Origin of the sequence: Euzebyella marina (genome assembly GCF_003687485.1) — a bacterium.
In the GTDB taxonomy this organism is placed as follows: domain Bacteria; phylum Bacteroidota; class Bacteroidia; order Flavobacteriales; family Flavobacteriaceae; genus Euzebyella; species Euzebyella marina.
In genome coordinates this window covers 3,201,778-3,219,228 of the sequence record NZ_CP032050.1, presented here as the reverse complement: position 1 = coordinate 3,219,228, position 17,451 = coordinate 3,201,778, and the positions used below count along the sequence as shown (strand labels likewise).

Here is a 17,451-nt window from a genome sequence, read left to right as displayed (position 1 = left end):
ACAGCCAAGCGAAATAATTATAGCAGGGCTTTAATTTTAACACTTTTCTTTTTGAACGAACTCATATTAGAACTCACCGAAATCAGCCCTAGGGAGTTTTTTGGACAAAGAAACCAAAACATCGACCTTTTAAAAAAGTACTTTCCCAAGCTGAAAATTGTGGCACGTGGCAACAAAATTAAAGTGTACGGTGACGAAGAACTTTTAGAGGAATTCGATAGCCGTTTTGATATGCTTACCGCCCATTTTGCCAAGTACAACAAAATTGACGAGAATATTATCGAAAGGGTACTGACCAGCGAGACATCGTCAGATTACGAATCACCTGAGGGTAGCGGTGAAATACTGGTGCACGGGGTGAGCGGGCGTATTATCAAGCCGCAAACGGTCAACCAACGAAAGTTGGTCGATACCGCCAAAAAGAACGATATGGTCTTTGCCATCGGTCCGGCAGGTACGGGTAAAACCTACACAGGCGTAGCACTTGCGGTAAAGGCCCTAAAGGAAAAACAGGTCAAACGAATTATTTTGACACGACCTGCGGTGGAAGCAGGGGAGAACCTTGGTTTCTTACCTGGAGATCTTAAAGAAAAGCTGGATCCCTACATGCAGCCATTGTATGATGGTTTGAGGGATATGATTCCGGCAGAGAAATTGACCCACCTGATTGAAAACGGCACCATTCAGATCGCTCCCTTGGCTTTTATGCGCGGGCGTACATTGGATAATGCCTTTGTTATTCTAGACGAGGCCCAAAATACCACGCATGCACAAATGAAGATGTTCTTGACGCGTATGGGCAAGAATGCCAAATTCTTGATAACAGGCGACCCAGGGCAAATCGACCTTCCACGGCGTGTAATTTCTGGCTTAAAAGAAGCATTGCTTATTCTCAAGAATACCGAGGGCATAGGCATTGTTTATTTAGATGACAAAGATGTGATTCGCCATAAGCTGGTCAAAAAGGTAATCGATGCCTATAAGACCATTGAACACCAAAATTAATTTTAACTATCTCAAATTCTGTAGTTGTTACAGGCGCAAGCAATGAGCAATACTATCACAGATACCAATTATAATTTTCCAGGTCAAAAGAAGGTGTACAAAGGCAAAGTACGCGAAGTGTACACGCTTGAAGACGATACCTTGTTGATGGTGGCTACCGACCGATTATCTGCATTCGATGTGGTTATGCCCAAAGGTATTCCTTACAAAGGGCAAATACTCAATCAGATAGCTACGCAGATGATGAAGGCTACCGAAGACATCGTGCCCAACTGGCTAGTGGCAACCCCCGACCCCAATGTGGCCGTAGGCCACGCATGTGAACCGTTTAAAGTCGAAATGGTTATAAGAGGCTATATGTCTGGCCATGCAGCAAGGGAGTATAAGGCTGGTAAGCGATTACTATGCGGAGTTCCGATGCCCGAGGGAATGAAAGAGAACGACAAGTTTCCCCAACCAATTATTACTCCAGCTACCAAGGCGGAAAAAGGAGACCATGACGAGGATATTTCAAGGGAAGATATCTTGAAACGTGGTATTGTTTCCGAAGAAGATTATGAAATTCTGGAAAAGTATACCCACGCTCTTTTTCAAAGGGGAACGGAGATTGCCGCCGAACGAGGACTAATTTTAGTCGATACCAAATACGAATTTGGGAAAACCAAAAATGGCGAAATCGTTCTTATCGATGAAATACATACTCCTGATTCTTCTAGGTATTTTTATGAGGAAGGGTATGAAGAGAGGCAAGCCAAAGGTGAGCCTCAAAAACAGTTGTCGAAAGAGTTTGTGCGCCAATGGCTTATTCAAAATGGCTTTCAAGGCCTAGAGGGGCAAAAAGTACCGGAAATGACCGATGAGTATATTGAATCGGTATCTGAGAGGTATATTGAACTTTATGAGAATATCACCGGAACCACTTTTATAAAGGCCGATATTTCAAACATACAAGAACGTATTAAAACGAATGTTCTTTCGTATTTAGATTAATAGGGAAGGGTCTGCTACTTCAGGAAACGTTTCGCTGAAAAATTCTTTTGTGACTTTAGCTTTTGAATAATCTTTAAAAAAGCTATGGCCGTAATGTAGGCGTCACCCAATGCGGTATGGCGGTCGCGCGTGGAGATATCGAATTTTTCCGCAAGATGGTCTAACGTGTATTGTTCTTGAGGAATTAATAAGGGTGATTTGATCAGCGTCTTTTTGTAAAGAACCGAGGTGTCTAAAGTTTTATTTTTCAGACCGGGCATTCCGTGACGTTTTAGGGCCTCATTGATCATTTTTACGTCAAAAGCGGCATGATGGGCCACTAAAACCGAGTTACTGATAAATTCCAAAAAAAGCATCAGCGCTTCCAGTTCGGTAATTCTTTCTTGTCTTTCATCCTTAAGTATGCCATGTATCTCTACATTTTTGGCATGGTAAAAATGCTGGTATAAAAAGACTTCAAAACTCTGTTTTACCTCAATCGTACCATTCTGAAGACTAAGGGCGCCAATCGATAGAATGCGGTCATTATCATAATCAAAACCCGTGGTTTCTGTATCCAGCACCACAAACCGAACTTCGTTCAATTCAGAAGGTAATCCTTTTTGGAACTGCTCTACATAGTGCACCCAAAAATCAGGATAGTTGGTTTTCTTTTTTTTGAAAAAGCTGATCATCCTACTAAATTGGCGACTTTAAATCTGATTTTAATAAGCTCCTGAAGTTCTTTAATGGTTTTAAATGTTCGCTTCAGCTTGATTTTTTCTTCCTTACTGAGAGTGTCCAAAGCGATGAACCGACCCGAATCATTATGCAAAAGACCTTGCCTTGTTCTGAATTTCAAGAGCGCCTTTGTGGCGTAGGAACATGCCAAGAACAATTCTTGATTATTGGGTTCGAGTTCGGCCAATTTTTCAAAGCGTTCTGCCGTATTGTTGATCGATTTGATTTGGCTCGATAGTACTAAGACCCTGGCACCATCTACCAATGGCATCAATGCCCTTCTCTTTAAATCGAAAAAGTCTTTGTGAGCACCATCTTCCTCTACCAGAAAGGACCTAAAAAAGCCGCTAGGGGAAGGGTTTTGTAATGCTCCGCTGGCTAGGTGGACAAAGAAAATAGGGTATTTCTGTGTAGTCTCGAAAATATGTTCGGTCAGTTCGTCAACCAAAAAAGATTCTCCATAGGATCGGTTAAAATCAAAAAAGATGGAAGACAATAAGACCTCGTCGCGCCCAGGATTGGTGATCCAGTGGAATGTTCTCTCTTTCCATTCTGAAATGCTCAAGCACCATTCGGGGTTAGAGGCCATCATGTCAGCAGGGCAATATTCATAACCAATGGCGTTGAGACCTTGGGTGACCTGTTTAGAAAGAAGTAGAAAATATTCTTTGGTGACCTGCAAATCTTCAGAAGCAACATCCTCAAAAATCAAAGCATTGTCTTGATCGGTGTGCAAGAGTTGTTCACTTCTACCTTGACTGCCCAAAGCCAGCCACGCAAATTTTACGGGAGGCTGCTCTTCCATCTTTTCAAGAGCTATGGAAATGACTTGTTTGATACAGGCATCATTGAGCTCGGTTATGATTTTAGAAATTAAGGTCAACGGAATGTTCTGCCTAAGATAGCCCTGCAAGAGACTCATAATGCCCCTGCGAACCGTTTTTATCTTTTTGTATTTGCCCGCTCGTTTAATGGCTTTCATAAGAACGGCCGGGTTATTGCCCAATTCTAGCATGATATCATGCTTTGAAATGATTCCGATAGCTTCAGAATTGGGCGTTCCGTCGGTCGTTATACACAAATGACTGATTCCACTTTTCATCATGGCCATTTGAGCCTGGGCCAAGGTCATTTTTTTTGGGTAGGTAATGACTGGCGAACTCATGATATCCTTCGCCTTTGCCGTAATCGGAAACTCTCCTGTGGCAATCTTATTTCGAATGTCTTTGTCGGTAATTATTCCAATTGGCAATTTGTTATTTAAGATGAGCATGGCGCCTACCTTTTTTTTGGTCATTGATAGGGCAACGGTTTTTAATGTGGTGTTGGGGGTGCACGTGACCAATTTTTTAGAGTAATTGACCGACTGTAAGTCAAGAAAGTCACTGCCCTCTTTAGGGGCGTCATTCGCTTCTGGGCCGTCTTGAAAAAGCTTCCCTTTTCGGCCAATCGAATAAGGGTTTCTTGTGTTAGAGGCAAAACTCTCCATCAAAAAATTGGCAACGCCATCATGACTTTTCGTAAAAGGCCTAAAATTGGCAATGGGTATGGCATACAGAATACTCTCTTCATATGCCTTAGCTTCCATTTTATAGTCTTCATTGGCCATAAGAGGTCGAAGGCCAAAGATATCACCCTCATCACAGAGGTCGACCATGCTTTCGTTCGGCTTTTTTAGAAGGGCAACAGCACCCTTGTGTACTACATAAAAATGCTCATGTGCCTTTTCATCCTCAGAGAAAATAATGGCATCTTTAACTTTATAAATGATCTTTATTTCTTGGGAGAGTACCTCCAGGTCTTTCGACCTAAGTTCATTGAAGGGAGGGTAGTTTTTTAGAAAGTCGGCCACCCTGACCGAGATGGTGTTCTTCATGCCCAACGTTTCCTATCAAAAGTAAGATATGAATGGTAAGTGTAAAAGAAAATGGCCACCAAAAAAGGGGAACATTTTTTTTCCGAATAGATTAATTAGCTAATATACCGACGCCTCTATTCTTGAGGGGCAGCACTTTGGGTTAGTTCATTCAAAACATTCTTGAATACGTCGACTGGTTGTGCACCTCGAACTGCACTCTTTTGGTCAAAAATGATAGTTGGTACTGAATTAACCCCTAAATTCTGCCAATAGGCTTCTTCGCTTTTAATTTGATACCGTTTCTCGTCATCATCAAGGGTTTTTAGTGCTTCTTCAGCATCGAGGCCCACATCATTTAATGCTTTGGCCAGTACTTGCCTATTGGACACGTCTTGCCTTTCGCCAAAAAAAGCTGCCGTCAATCTCATTTTTAAATCGGTCTGCTTTCCAAATCTCTTGGCATAATCCAATAGTATGTGGGCATCACGGGTATTCACGATCTTCATTTCATCAAAATAGTCGAATTTAAACCCTAATTCGGCTCCCGCTTCGGTCATAACACGTTGCGACTCTTTTTGCTGCTCCATGGAAGCGCCATACTTTTCAGTAATATGCTCGTGAATATTTTGTCCTTCTTTGGGCATATACGGGTTCAACTCAAAAGGATGCCACTCCAACTCAACCGAGTTCTGAAGGTTGAGGTCGTTAATGGCCTTTTCTAAACGTTTATAGCCAATGGTACACCATGGGCATACCACATCTGAAACAATATCGATTTTTAATTTATTCATTTTTGACTGTGCTAAAATAGTTCTGGGTAGGTTAGTCGAGATATTTGATTGAACATACAAAAACATATTTTTTGTGAAGAGATTCAGCCATCAATCGAGCACATTTTAGCTTTTTTGAGCAATTTTTTTGCGCATAGGGTCAATAAAAAATACTCATGAGTGTTATTTTGCCGGTTATATCAATACCAAATTTGAATCTGAAAAGGCAGATTTATTTGTCTTTTTTTGATTGTTAAGAAGCATAATATCAGTAGCCAAAAAATCATTTGATGTATCTATCAAGTAGTTCAACTTTGCCCTTTTTAAATGGTGGTGGTGAGATGGGCAAGCTCACTCGAGAGAAAGATTGGGAAAAAACAAAAATGGGGTCTCCCGAGTCATGGCCTCCGAGTATAAGACCCATATTGAGCCTTTTGCTGAACTCAAAAGTGCCCATGTTCTTATTTTGGGGAGAAGACAGAATTTGTTTTTATAACGATGCCTACAGACCCAGTCTTGGGGATGACGGAAAGCACCCGGATATTTTAGGTATGGATGCTCCCTCGGCCTGGCCCGAGATATGGGAAACCATACAACCGCTCTTAAAAAAGGTTTTTGATAATGGTGAAAGTCTTTGGTTAGAAGACCAATTGATACCCATATACCGAAACGGCCAAATGGAAGAGGTTTACTGGACTTTCGGTTACAGCCCGGTGTTAGGCGATTATGGTAAAATTGAAGGTGTTTTTGTAACCTGTACCGAAACGACGAAGACGGTTACGGCGATGAAGGATCTTGAGGAAAAAAGTAATGAACTTCAAATGGCCATTGATGCGGCAGGTCTTGGCACTTGGGACTTTACACCGCAAACCGCAAAAGTAAAAATCAATACCAAAACGATGGTTTGGTCAGGTTTAAAAGGAGATTTTTACCACGCTCCAAGAGAGTTGATGGCGGTGGTCGACGAAGCGGATAGAAGTCGCGTACGCAGGGCAGTGAAGAGGGTAACGAGTACGGAAGGAAAGGATTTGTTGGATATTTCCTTTGCTGTCAACAGTCAGAAAACAGGCAAGAAGAGAGAACTTCGAGCTGTGGGTAGGGCCCATTTTGACCATACCGGAACATTGGAAAGATTCAATGGAACCCTTCAAGATATTACCAAGCAACAGTCTACTTTACGAAACCTTCGTAAAAAGGAAGAGCGGTTCAGGCAATTGGTACATAACGCGCCTATCGGAATCGCGATAGTCGATATCGAAAATTTTGTGGTCAAGGTCGTGAACGAAAAAGCCCTTCAAATTTGGCAAAAGTCAATTGGTGAATGTCAAGACCAGCCTATTTTTAATATTCTGCCCGAAACCCGCTCAGGTCTAGAGCCTATCTTGAACGAAATTATCGAGACCAAAAAACCGCAAGTCGGCACGGAGTATCCTTTTGTTTTGGATAGAAATGGAATCATCGAAAGAGGTTTTTTCAATTTCATTTTTAAACCTGTGCTCGATAACGGTAAGGTAGTTGAGATTATTCTGGTAGCTTTTGAAGTGACCGATAGCGTTCATGCCAAATTCGGTATTGAAGAAACAGAGGTGCAGTTCAAGAATGTTTTTGACCAGTTCCCGATTGCCATGTCCATCATTAAAGGTCCGGATATGGTCGTAGAGACGGTCAATGATAATATGCTCAATGATTTTTGGAATATCGACAGAAAGGCGGCCGACGGACAACAATTGAACAAAATCCTGTCAAAGAAACTATTCGGTCAACTTTCCGATTGTATCAATGAGGCATTTGAGACCGGTAAGACGGTACGCTTGCATGATGTGTTATGGGAATCGGATAAAATTCAAGAAGATAAATACGTTGACTTTTCTTGTCATCCGCTTCGTGAGCTTGACGATTCAGTTAAAAAGGTGATCATAGTTACGGACGATATCACCAAAAGGGTGTTGACCAGGTTTAAATTGGAAAATTTCTCAAAAAGGTTAGAGAAGCAAGTTGAAGAAAGAACCGAACAGCTGAAGGCTTCCAACGAGCAATTGCAAGATACGGTAAAGCGAATGGAGAATACCAATGCAGAGCTGGAGTCGTTTGCCTATATCGCCAGCCATGATTTGAAAGAGCCTTTGAGAAAAATTCAAATGTTCATGGAGAGGGTGATAGCCTTTGAAAACGAAAACCTCTCAGAACGAAGCCTTCAATACATGGGGCGCATCGATAATGCTATTGTTCGAATGCGAACGTTGATCGATGAATTGTTGGCCTATTCTAGAACGGGTAGTGAAGATTATCAGTTTGAGACCACCGATTTGAGATCGGTTCTAGAGAACGTGCTTGAGAATCTATCTGCCACTTTTGAAGAATCGGAAGCTATCATTGATTATGATGAGATGGGTACGGTACGAATTATTCCCTTTCAAATAAAACAGGTATTTCAAAACCTGTTGGAGAATTCATTAAAATTCACCAAAGAAAATGAGCCGCCCAAGGTGGAGGTGACCACTATAGAGGTTGATGGAGAAGAAATACCAATTGAAGGTATTTACCCCAACGGAAAATATCTAAAAATCTCCTTTAGGGATTATGGTATCGGATTTGATCCGCAGAACGGTGAGAAAATATTCGAAATTTTTCAGAGACTACATGGCAAACTAGAATACCAGGGTACTGGAATCGGCTTGGCCATTGTAAAAAAGATTATGGATAATCATAAAGGATATATTCAAGCAGTGGGTAGGCCTGACGATGGGGCTACTTTTAACCTTTATTTTCCTCTAAACGAAGAGTAGTGTTAAAGTCTCTTAAGCAATTCGAAACGATTAAATTATTTCGTTTTAGGAGTAATCTTACAAGCATGCTGAAACTAATTTCATGATTGTATAACTTAAATTACAATGTTATGGAAACTAAAAGCATAAGTTTAGTCGACAGACTCAAAGGAGTTCTTGAAAAGAATATAGACGCTCAAAAAGGCTATGCCAAGGCAGCCGAAAACGCTGACAGCCGATTCTTGCAAAGTTTTTTCCAGAGAAAATCAATGGAAAGGCAGAGCTTTAACACTGAATTGCAAACAGAGCTACATTCGGCCTATGGTACCGAAAAAATTGACGGTAGTGCTACCGGTACTTTGCACAGGGCATGGATGGACGTTAAAAACCTCTTCTCAGCTGATAGTGATGAATCGATGTTGGAAGAATGCATTAGGGGAGACAAGGCGGCCATCGAAGAGTATACAGAAATTTTGAACAATACCGCTCTACCAATTTCGGTTTCTACTATTCTTCGAAACCAAGTTCTAAAGCTAAGAACTGATTTAAACCAAGTTCAATCCCTAGAAGATTTGCGCGAATAATTTGGTTTTCAACCAAATAGCAAAATTTCTAAATTAAAATTGGAATGCTATGAACTTGATTAGAAAAATAAGCGCCCTTTACCCCGAAGAGAGTGCTAAAACCCTTAAGACTGAAAATGGCAAGTCGGGTCAGTCTTATTCAAAAATTGGTCGAATTTGGTCTTTTAAAAAAGGAGGCAGAAAAGTTTGATATATTTTATTAAGGTGAATTTAAATGGGGTGTCTAATGACACCCCATAATTTTAAATGGTACCGACTTATTTTATTTTGGTGATTTGTGTAATCATTTCATTTTCAGAAACTAAATCTTCTGTGAAAATTTAAATTTTAGCAACTGAAAATTGATATTTATTCAAATTCATCATTTTTTTATGCATTATTTCGCTTCGTGATGATATGGCCGTCTTACATTTGTTTACAAGATAGGGTACTCATCTTTTAGTTTAATTGTTTAAAAGGCAGCTATCTACAAGCGACGGACCCGTCATAACGCATAGAAGCGAGCATGAAAAAAATAGTTTCCCAACTTCAGTTCTTCAGAGAAATTGTTCTGAGCCGTAAAAGAGGTATCAACATTGTGTGGTATTTGTCGGCAGTTTTATTTCTTTTGGGTTTTTTGGCAATCATGTGGTTAAATAGAGAGACCATCTAACATTAGTCGGTCATTCTATCAATAATCAGGTGTCGCATACGCTGCCAAAACCTTAAATCTCTTATGGCAATTTTCGCATCGCCCTGTACCAGCGATTTCATTCCAATATTCAGTTCATGCGAATAATTATGGTCTTCAAAACCTCTTCTGTCCGATATTAAGATAAGGCCCCAATCATCAAAAACCCTTTCTTTTCGTACCCCTTTCCAAAGTAGTTCTATATTGGTATGCCTATTGTCATCGTTAATTTTTTCATACAGTTTTAAGACATTTGATTTCGGCCCCTCAATAAGCTGAAAGAACTCATCTCCGAAATGTATCAAGCAACCCGTAATGCCCAATTTCTTATTGGCTGAATCAGAATTGGCTACCAGTTCTGCAACTTCGGTATCGGAAAGATAAAGTTGTGCCTTTGATTTATAGGTCAGTTCAAAAGTATTTTCAGATTTATTGAAAGAAAACCTGTAATCTTTTGGAAGGCTACCATATTTCTCTTTAAAGATTTTTGAATAATAACTTTTACTGTTGATGCCGATTTGATCACAAATAGAACTAATAGATATATCAGTCGTTTCTAAAAGCACTTTTGACTTTTCGAGTTTCATGTTCTTGATACAGGTGGCGACACTTTCATTGAACAAATACTGAAAGGCATCCTGTAGCTTTTTAGGGTACAGTCCACTTTTATGGGCCAATTCCCGAATGGTATGGGGCCGCTCAAGATTCTGTGATATGTATGAACAGAGTTTAACGACTCGATCCAGTTCCGAATCACTAACATCTAGTTCATTAGCCTTGTTCTCGTTATCATGATCATCTAACTGGGCCGCAAGGGTAGCATAGGTTGCTGCTTCCGTAATTAACTTACCTGCCAGGTCGGTTCTACGGTTCTCTACCAGTATTTTGGCATGACGTTCTATATTGTTCTTCAATCCGCCGATGAATTGATAAGATTCTCCTTCATCCATTTTCATCACGATATCCCTTATCACGGAAACCAAATTTCCCCTGCTTTCATGATTAAGATTTTTTCTTAACAAAACGATTACCGATAGTTTAATCGGTCTGTTCGCAGGTAATGTCATGAGGTGTTCTTCATTCTTGGAGGAGAGACTGATCAGGTTTCTACCTTGGGAAACCGTCTTTTCCTGTTTTTCAGAAGCATACCGGTGCCTGTAGCTACCCTCGATGCAAAATATTAAGTAAAGAGGGGAGTAGCCGTGCTCGGTAAGCGACAGCGAAAGCTCTTCTTTTAGAATTAAATTATAGGTACGAACATTCATACCAGGAAAAGGTTCGTATAAATTCATGTACCCTTCACCATATCGATTATCTTTCAATTGAAGTGAAGAGGCGCCGAAACCTTCCTCAAAATCAGCATCCATCTGAAGGGCCAATTTTCTTAAATGCTCGGTAGGGCGATTTTCATTTATCTTAATAGTTTTCACTTAATACAATTTTAAGATGGTCTAAACCCACAAATAAATAACAAGTTTGCATAAAAAAATAACAAATATGATTAAAAAAATAACTTGATTAATCCCTGATTTTCATTCATATAGGTTCTAATTGCAATGATTTTTTTATCATTTAATTAATTAAGTTTCCGTAATTCCAGACAAGTATTTTGCTAATTTCATAGAGCTATAGATACGAATATTGTTTAACATGAATTGATTATAATTGTTTGAAAATCAATTGTATATTTAGCTGAATGGTGCTCTTGCAAACAATAAAAATGCATTTAGATTCAAAAGAAAGAGATTACAACTTTAATCGACACGGATGCTACTTACCATTTTTGAGACCAGCCTGCCTCTAACCAATCCGGTACTGAAATTTTTATTGATATTAATTATCATTCTTTTTGCCCCTATTCTTCTCAACAAGCTGAAAGTACCCCCGTTGTTAGGCCTTATCATTGCAGGAGCGGTCGTCGGCCCGCATGGTATCAATCTTATGGAACGCGATAGTGGTATTATCTTATCAGGTACCGCAGGGTTACTTTATATTATGTTCTTGGCTGGGCTTGAAATAGATTTGGCAGATTTTAAGCGCAATAGTAAAAAGAGTGTCGTTTTTGGACTCTACACGTTTTGCTTGCCGATGGTTCTTGGGGTACTCGCAGGTCTTTTCCTATTGAAGTTCTCTATGCCTACTTCTATTCTCTTGGCAAGTATGTTCGCATCGCATACGTTAATTGCCTATCCTTTAATAAGTAAAATGGGGGTGGCCAAAAACCGGGCCGTCAATATTACGGTAGGGGGTACCATGATTACAGATACACTCGCCTTATTGGTATTGGCAGTTATTGTCGGTATGACCACGGGAGAGGTCAATGCGCAGTTTTGGTTGAGGTTGGGCATTTCTATTTTGATATTTGGCTGTATCGTTATGCTTTTGTTTCCAATCGTGGGGCGGTGGTTCTTTAAAAGATTCGATGACCCTATATCCCAATATATTTTCGTTTTAATGATTGTATTTCTGGGAGCTGGTCTTGCCGAATTAGCGGGTATCGAATCAATTATCGGGGCTTTCTTGGCGGGCTTGGCCTTAAATAGGTTGATTCCGAGAACGTCTCCCTTAATGAACCGTGTTGAATTCGTGGGCAATGCCATTTTTATTCCCTTTTTTCTAATTGGGGTAGGAATGCTCATTGATTATAGGGTCTTTTTTAAAGATTTGGAAACCTTGAAAGTAGCGGCCATTATGATAGTCACGGCTACCTTGGCGAAATATCTGGCTGCTATGGCCACACAGAAAGCGTTTGGTTTTTCAGCCGATGAAAGAAGACTTATTTTCGGTTTAAGTAACGCCCAGGCAGCTGCTACATTGGCTGCGGTTTTGGTGGGCTATAACATTGTTATAGGTAAGTCCGATACGGGGGAGTCCATTAGGTTGTTAGACGAGAATGTGCTGAACGGTACCATACTTATGATTCTCTTCACTTGTACTGTAGCTTCATTCGTAGCGCAAAGGGGAGCCAAAAATGTATCTAAATCGGAAAACACGGGTATATCAGAAGACGAGGTAGAGAATCAAGAACGAATTCTTATACCTATAAGCAATATCAACACAACCGACGAATTGGTGAATTTGGGCGTGACCATCAAGTCACCTAAAAATAGAGAAGGCCTTTTTGCGCTTAGTATTGTTGATAATTCTTCGGTTGAGATTTCATCGGATAGTAATGCCAAAAAAATACTTCATAAAGCGTCGGTGACCGCGGCTTCGACCGATCACCAAATGCAAGAATTATTGCGTTATGACCTGAATATCGTTAACGGTATTACCAGCGTAGTAAGAGAGAATCGAATTACCGACCTTATTCTGGGTCTACACGTCAAAAAAGGACTATCAAAAAGTTTTTTGGGAAATCTTACCGAGGGTATTTTGACCAAATGTAATACCACCACTTTTATTTATAAAGCGGTTCAGCCTCTAAACACTGTTAAACGACATTTGGTCATTGTACCCGAAAAGGCAGAAAGTGAAATAGGTTTTCCGTTTTGGTTAATCAAGATTTGGAACCTTGCCCGAAATTCCGGAGCAAAACTGATTTTCTATGGGCATTCCGATACCTTAAAATTTATTAAGGAGGTTCATTCCGAACACCCGGTGGAATGTACGCTTAGAGAATTTAATAATTGGGAAGATTTCCCTAAGCTATCGAGCGACGTGCTAAGAGATGACAATTTGATTATTGTTACCAGTAGAAAAGAGAAGGTTTCATACCAGCCGAGTATGAATAAGATCCCGCAATACTTAAACAACAACTTTAAACAGACCAGCTTTATACTCATTTATCCAAAACAAGAAGGTGTGATGGATAATAGACCTTTAGATTTCAAGAACCCCACATTTATAGAGCCGTTAGAACGTATAGAGGAGATAAGAAAAACGGTAGCGAAAATTTTCAAATCGAAATGAAATAGTAGGCCGGAAGAGTGCTATTTTGCTAGCATAATAAAGAAAAAGGGAAGCCCCACGCTTCCCTTTTCATTAATTTAAATTGTTCCCCACAAACAATTTACCTACTTATGATGTTTCAAAGATGCCCCATATTTTAACGATTGATGTGCCCTATATCATGACTTTTTAACACAATAGAAAGGCTTGTAATTCTCTTGATGGTATTTTCTACTATATATGTCACTAGGTGAAGGCTTTAAGAATCTTTAAATGTCCATTCTATGAAAGCAACAAAGACCCTATTTGATATAAGCTTCTTTCAAGTGTTTTAGATAAATTAGTGGTATGTATGCGAATTTAGAAACCGAACGCCTATACATCAGGCCTATCGAATTAAAAGACTCCTCTTTTTTAAAGACCTTGGTCAACTCAAAAGGGTGGTTACAGTTTATAGGAGATAGACAGGTCTCTAATGAGAAAGATGCCGAACAATACATTCGTAACATACGTGAAAAAGCCAACTGTTACTACCATGTTTTTGCTCTGAAGGACGACAACATATCTATTGGCGTAGTTACATTTTTAAAACGGGAGAACCATGAGTTTCCAGATATTGGGTTTGCCATTCTTCCGGAATTTAAGGGTAAGGGTTATGCTCTTGAGGCCAGTCGCTCTTATTTGCTCAAAATGAAGGAAGCATTTATAGGGGAAAACATCATAGCCATAACTCTCTCCCACAACATCAAATCGATCAATTTGTTGAAGAAGCTTGGCTTGAAGCACCAATACGATTACAAAGAAAAGGAAGAGAAGCTGTCGCTATTCAGTTTAAAGGATATGGACAGGAGGGATGGGTAAGATTTTTATAAGCAACAGCCAATATATTTGATTTATGAATGGGAAATTCATTCCATTGAACATAAAACTCGAATGAAACTATGGAATTATATAGAAATGATTTTTTGATTTCTACGGATAGGGAAAAGCTCAATATACCTTTTATACACGAATTTTTAAGTAAGGAAGCAGACTGGAGTAGGGGCATTCCCTTGGATAGAGTTCAAAAATCAATAGAGAACTCTTTGAATTTCGGGTTGTACCATCAAGAACAACAAATAGGATTTGCCCGAATTATATCTGATTTTTCTACGATAGCTTATCTGGGTGATGTTTTTATTTTAAAGGAGTATAGAGGTTCGGGTCTTAGTAAGTGGCTAATGGAAAGCATCATGGCCCATGAAGAGTTACAAGGTCTCAGAAGATGGATTCTTTTGACCGATACCGCCGAATGGCTCTATAAAAAATATGGCTTTCAAAAAGTACCTAAGCCAGAATTGTATATGGAAAAGCACAATCCGCAAGTTTATAGTAAAACCTAGTTAGTTCATCAAGATGTGTGAAGGAAATGTCCATTAGTATTGCTTGGATGGGCGGCTGGTATTGACGCTTAACAAGGCTCTTTTCTTTCATCAAAATATTTTCATTTTAGCATACGGACATATTCGAATTTAAAATACATTTGTTTATCCTATAAAATCTATAGGATAAATAGATTAAATTATTTAATATATGTTCGTAAATACAATTCTCAGGGTTTTTCTAGTGTCACTAAGTAGTTTAAGTGTGTTGGCCCAATCATCGGTTACCGGTCATGTTTTAGATGCCGAAACCAAAGAGCCTTTAATGGGCGTTAGCGTCATGATCAAAAATACCGACCAAGGCACCACTACTGACTTTGATGGTGATTTTATATTTAGTGATGTTGAGAGCTATCCGCTTACTTTGATTATTAGCTATATCGGTTTTGCATCTCAAGAAGTTAATGTTTTAAAGAACGGTTCACCCATAATTCATTTGGTTCCGACGGCCGTTTCACTTAATGAAATTACCGTTACGGCCCGCCGCAGAAGTGAAGAGGTGCAAGACATTCCTATTTCCGTGGCTGTAATAGGGGCAAAAGAGCTGGATAATTCAGCTTCTTTCAATGTCAATCACGTTAAAGAGTTGGTACCTTCTGTACAGCTCTATTCTTCGAATCCAAGAAATACCACTCTGAACATAAGGGGCATCGGCACCACTTTTGGCCTTACCAATGATGGTATTGATCCTGGAGTTGGGTTTTATGTCGATGGTGTTTATTATGCTAGACCGGCGGCCACTACCCTCGATTTTATTGATGTACAACAAATAGAGGTAATAAGGGGTATGCAAGGCACTCTGTTCGGGAAGAATACTACTGCCGGCACCTTTAATATCACTAGCCGTAAACCGAGCTTTCAAAATACTGCCATTCTAGAGCAATCTTTTGGTAACTATGGTTTTATTCAGACCAAAGGCTCTTTTTCTGGTCCGTTGATAAAAGATGTTCTTGCCGCAAGATTGTCATTTACTTCAACGGATCGAGATGGTACCCTTTACAACGTAGTATCGGCAGAAGATGTGAACACACTTGACAACAAAGGCTTTAGGGGGCAATTACTTTACTTACCAACGGACAATATCTCGTTGACATTGGCAGCTGATTATTCTTGGCAGAGACCTAATGGTTATGCACAGGTTTACGTGGGTTCGGTACGAACACAGCGCGATGATTTTAGGCAATTTGAGAACATTGCAGGCGATTTGAACTATAGCTTGCCCAGCACAAAGCCCTTTGACCGCCTTATAGATACGAATACCCCTTGGGTTTCAAATCAAGATATGGGTGGAATTTCCCTAAAGGGGGAAATGAAAGTAGGGGAGGGCACGCTGACGTCTACCTCGGCATGGCGCTCTTGGAAGTGGGATCCTTCAAGCGACCGTGACTTTACAGGGCTAGACGATATCAATAAGTCGCAGGCCCCATCCATTCACCACCAATGGAGCCAAGAAGTACGATATTCAGGCAAAATCAGCAAAAAGTTAAATGGAACCATCGGTATTTTTACCTTTTATCAAAAACTGGATCCCGATAAGGCGCACATTCAAGTAGCGGGAAAAGATACTTGGCGGTTCGTTCAAAATACCCAAGACACTCTTTGGCGGACACCCAACTTATTAGAAGGGCTTACACAAGATGACCGCCCTCGTTTTAACAATTTCAGCGGCGCGCTTTTTGGGCAAATCGATTATCACATTACTGATAAGTTCATCGTCACACCCGGTATCCGATTAAACTATGACCAGAAAGAAGTACATTTCGTGCGTACCGTGTACGGTGGTCTCGATACCGACAACCCTGACCTGCTTGCCCTAAAGAACCGGGTATTCTCACCACTTACTTTTCAGGCGAATGTTGACGACTGGAATTTATCGGGTCAACTTGATTTGCGTTATGTATTTCATGAAAATCTAATGGCCTATACCAAATATTCATACGGGTTTAAACCTGTTGGTCTTAATTTAGGTGGTATCCCCACAGAAAACGGTGAGCCTGTTTTGAGTTTGGCAGTGGTCGAACCTGAAAGGGTCAGCCATTTTGAGGCGGGACTCAAAACGCGCCCCGTACCGAATGGAACGCTTAACTTTACTGCTTTCAATACCGATATTTTTGATTATCAAACTACAGTACGCTCGGCTGAAATAGGTGTTATACGCGGTTATTTGGCCAATGCCGAACAGGTGAGAACCAGAGGGCTCGAACTGGAAACCAACTACGCATTGCCCTATCTTACTTTTTTTACATCCGTTAGTTATACCGAAGGAAATTATATAAAGTTCGACAACGCACCGGTTCCGTTGGAAGAAACCGGTATCGGCGGAAACGAATTGAAGGATATCTCGGGAGAGGTCTTACCAGGCATCTCAAAATGGTCATTTTCTTCGGGCGTGGAAGGGTCGGCCCAAGCAAAAATATGGCGAAAGCAGGGGGAGTTCTTTTTAGGTACAGATGTTTTTTATCGTTCCGGTTTTTCTTCGAATCCGACGCCATCCAAATATCTGAATATCGATGGTTACTCACTCGTAAATGGTCGCTTGGGGTTTAGAACTACAAAAGGAGTTACGGTTTATGTTTGGAGCAGAAATCTATTGAATACCAATTACTTTGAACAATTATTGGTTGCCGGTGGTAATACAGGTCAGTACGGTGGGGTTCTCGGCGACCCTAGAACTTTTGGGCTAACGATTAGATACAATTATTTCTAGGTAAAAAATGAATTTATAATGGGGATACTTTCATGAGATGGATATAGGACAAAAAAATCCCCATTGTAAA

General features: G+C 40.2%; 14 protein-coding genes. 10 read left to right on the top strand and 4 right to left on the bottom strand.

Translation table 11 applies throughout. From position 1 onward, the window contains the following. Positions 1–51 precede the first annotated feature (51 nt). Both D1013_RS13845 and D1013_RS13840 read left to right on the top strand, forming a co-directional pair. The gene (locus D1013_RS13845) at positions 52–1,005 is read left to right on the top strand and encodes a PhoH family protein (protein WP_121849397.1); all 954 of its coding nucleotides are present in this window, start codon (positions 52–54) and stop codon (positions 1,003–1,005) included. Between the two features lie 42 nt (positions 1,006–1,047). Beyond that, positions 1,048–1,995, top strand: coding sequence for a phosphoribosylaminoimidazolesuccinocarboxamide synthase (locus tag D1013_RS13840; protein WP_121850735.1), 948 nt, complete (start codon positions 1,048–1,050; stop codon positions 1,993–1,995). Positions 1,996–2,009: 14 nt separating this feature from the next. On the opposite strand, the gene D1013_RS13835 is transcribed toward D1013_RS13840, so the two are convergent. The 3 genes from D1013_RS13835 to D1013_RS13825 all read right to left on the bottom strand — a co-directional run bounded on the left by D1013_RS13835 (position 2,010) and on the right by D1013_RS13825 (position 5,364). Beyond that, positions 2,010–2,669 carry a 3'-5' exonuclease gene (locus tag D1013_RS13835; protein WP_121849396.1) on the bottom strand — a complete coding sequence of 220 codons (660 nt, stop codon included), beginning with the start codon at positions 2,667–2,669 and terminating at the stop codon, positions 2,010–2,012. Further along, entirely contained in the window at positions 2,666–4,591 is a 1,926-nt protein-coding gene (locus tag D1013_RS13830) for a DUF294 nucleotidyltransferase-like domain-containing protein (protein ID WP_121849395.1), read from the bottom strand. Before D1013_RS13830 ends, D1013_RS13835 begins: the two co-directional genes overlap by 4 nt. Positions 4,592–4,707: 116 nt before the next feature. Further along, positions 4,708–5,364 carry a DsbA family oxidoreductase gene (locus D1013_RS13825; RefSeq protein ID WP_121849394.1) on the bottom strand — a complete coding sequence of 219 codons (657 nt, stop codon included), beginning with the start codon at positions 5,362–5,364 and terminating at the stop codon, positions 4,708–4,710. A gap of 269 nt (positions 5,365–5,633) precedes the next feature. Between D1013_RS13825 and D1013_RS13820 the strand changes: the two genes are divergently transcribed. From D1013_RS13820 to D1013_RS20410, 4 genes are all read left to right on the top strand, one after another. After that, on the top strand, positions 5,634–8,129 hold the full coding sequence (locus D1013_RS13820; protein WP_121849393.1) for a PAS domain-containing sensor histidine kinase: 2,496 nt from the start codon (positions 5,634–5,636) through the stop codon (positions 8,127–8,129). Positions 8,130–8,239: 110 nt separating this feature from the next. Next, positions 8,240–8,692 (top strand): ferritin-like domain-containing protein, encoded by a 453-nt coding sequence (locus D1013_RS13815; RefSeq protein ID WP_121849392.1) that lies wholly within the window; start codon positions 8,240–8,242, stop codon positions 8,690–8,692. A 49-nt stretch (positions 8,693–8,741) separates the two neighbouring features. Continuing rightward, positions 8,742–8,882, top strand: a complete 141-nt coding sequence (locus D1013_RS20415) for a hypothetical protein (RefSeq protein WP_162987912.1) — start codon at positions 8,742–8,744, stop codon at positions 8,880–8,882. A 315-nt stretch (positions 8,883–9,197) separates the two neighbouring features. Next, complete coding sequence (locus D1013_RS20410; protein WP_162987911.1) at positions 9,198–9,344, top strand: hypothetical protein; 147 nt, start codon at positions 9,198–9,200, stop codon at positions 9,342–9,344. Between the two features lie 2 nt (positions 9,345–9,346). Here D1013_RS20410 and D1013_RS13810 read toward each other — a convergent pair whose 3' ends face one another. After that, a complete protein-coding gene (locus D1013_RS13810; protein ID WP_121849391.1) occupies positions 9,347–10,792 on the bottom strand; it encodes a BLUF domain-containing protein in 1,446 nt (481 codons plus the stop codon). 337 nt (positions 10,793–11,129) lie between these two features. Between D1013_RS13810 and D1013_RS13805 the strand changes: the two genes are divergently transcribed. From D1013_RS13805 to D1013_RS13790, 4 genes are all read left to right on the top strand, one after another. Continuing rightward, on the top strand, positions 11,130–13,274 hold the full coding sequence (locus D1013_RS13805) for a cation:proton antiporter (protein WP_121849390.1): 2,145 nt from the start codon (positions 11,130–11,132) through the stop codon (positions 13,272–13,274). 327 nt (positions 13,275–13,601) lie between these two features. Beyond that, positions 13,602–14,114 carry a GNAT family N-acetyltransferase gene (locus tag D1013_RS13800; RefSeq protein WP_121849389.1) on the top strand — a complete coding sequence of 171 codons (513 nt, stop codon included), beginning with the start codon at positions 13,602–13,604 and terminating at the stop codon, positions 14,112–14,114. 80 nt (positions 14,115–14,194) lie between these two features. Continuing rightward, entirely contained in the window at positions 14,195–14,635 is a 441-nt protein-coding gene (locus D1013_RS13795; RefSeq protein ID WP_121849388.1) for a GNAT family N-acetyltransferase, read from the top strand. A gap of 190 nt (positions 14,636–14,825) precedes the next feature. Then, on the top strand, positions 14,826–17,381 hold the full coding sequence (locus D1013_RS13790) for a TonB-dependent receptor (RefSeq protein ID WP_121849387.1): 2,556 nt from the start codon (positions 14,826–14,828) through the stop codon (positions 17,379–17,381). Positions 17,382–17,451: the final 70 nt, after the last annotated feature.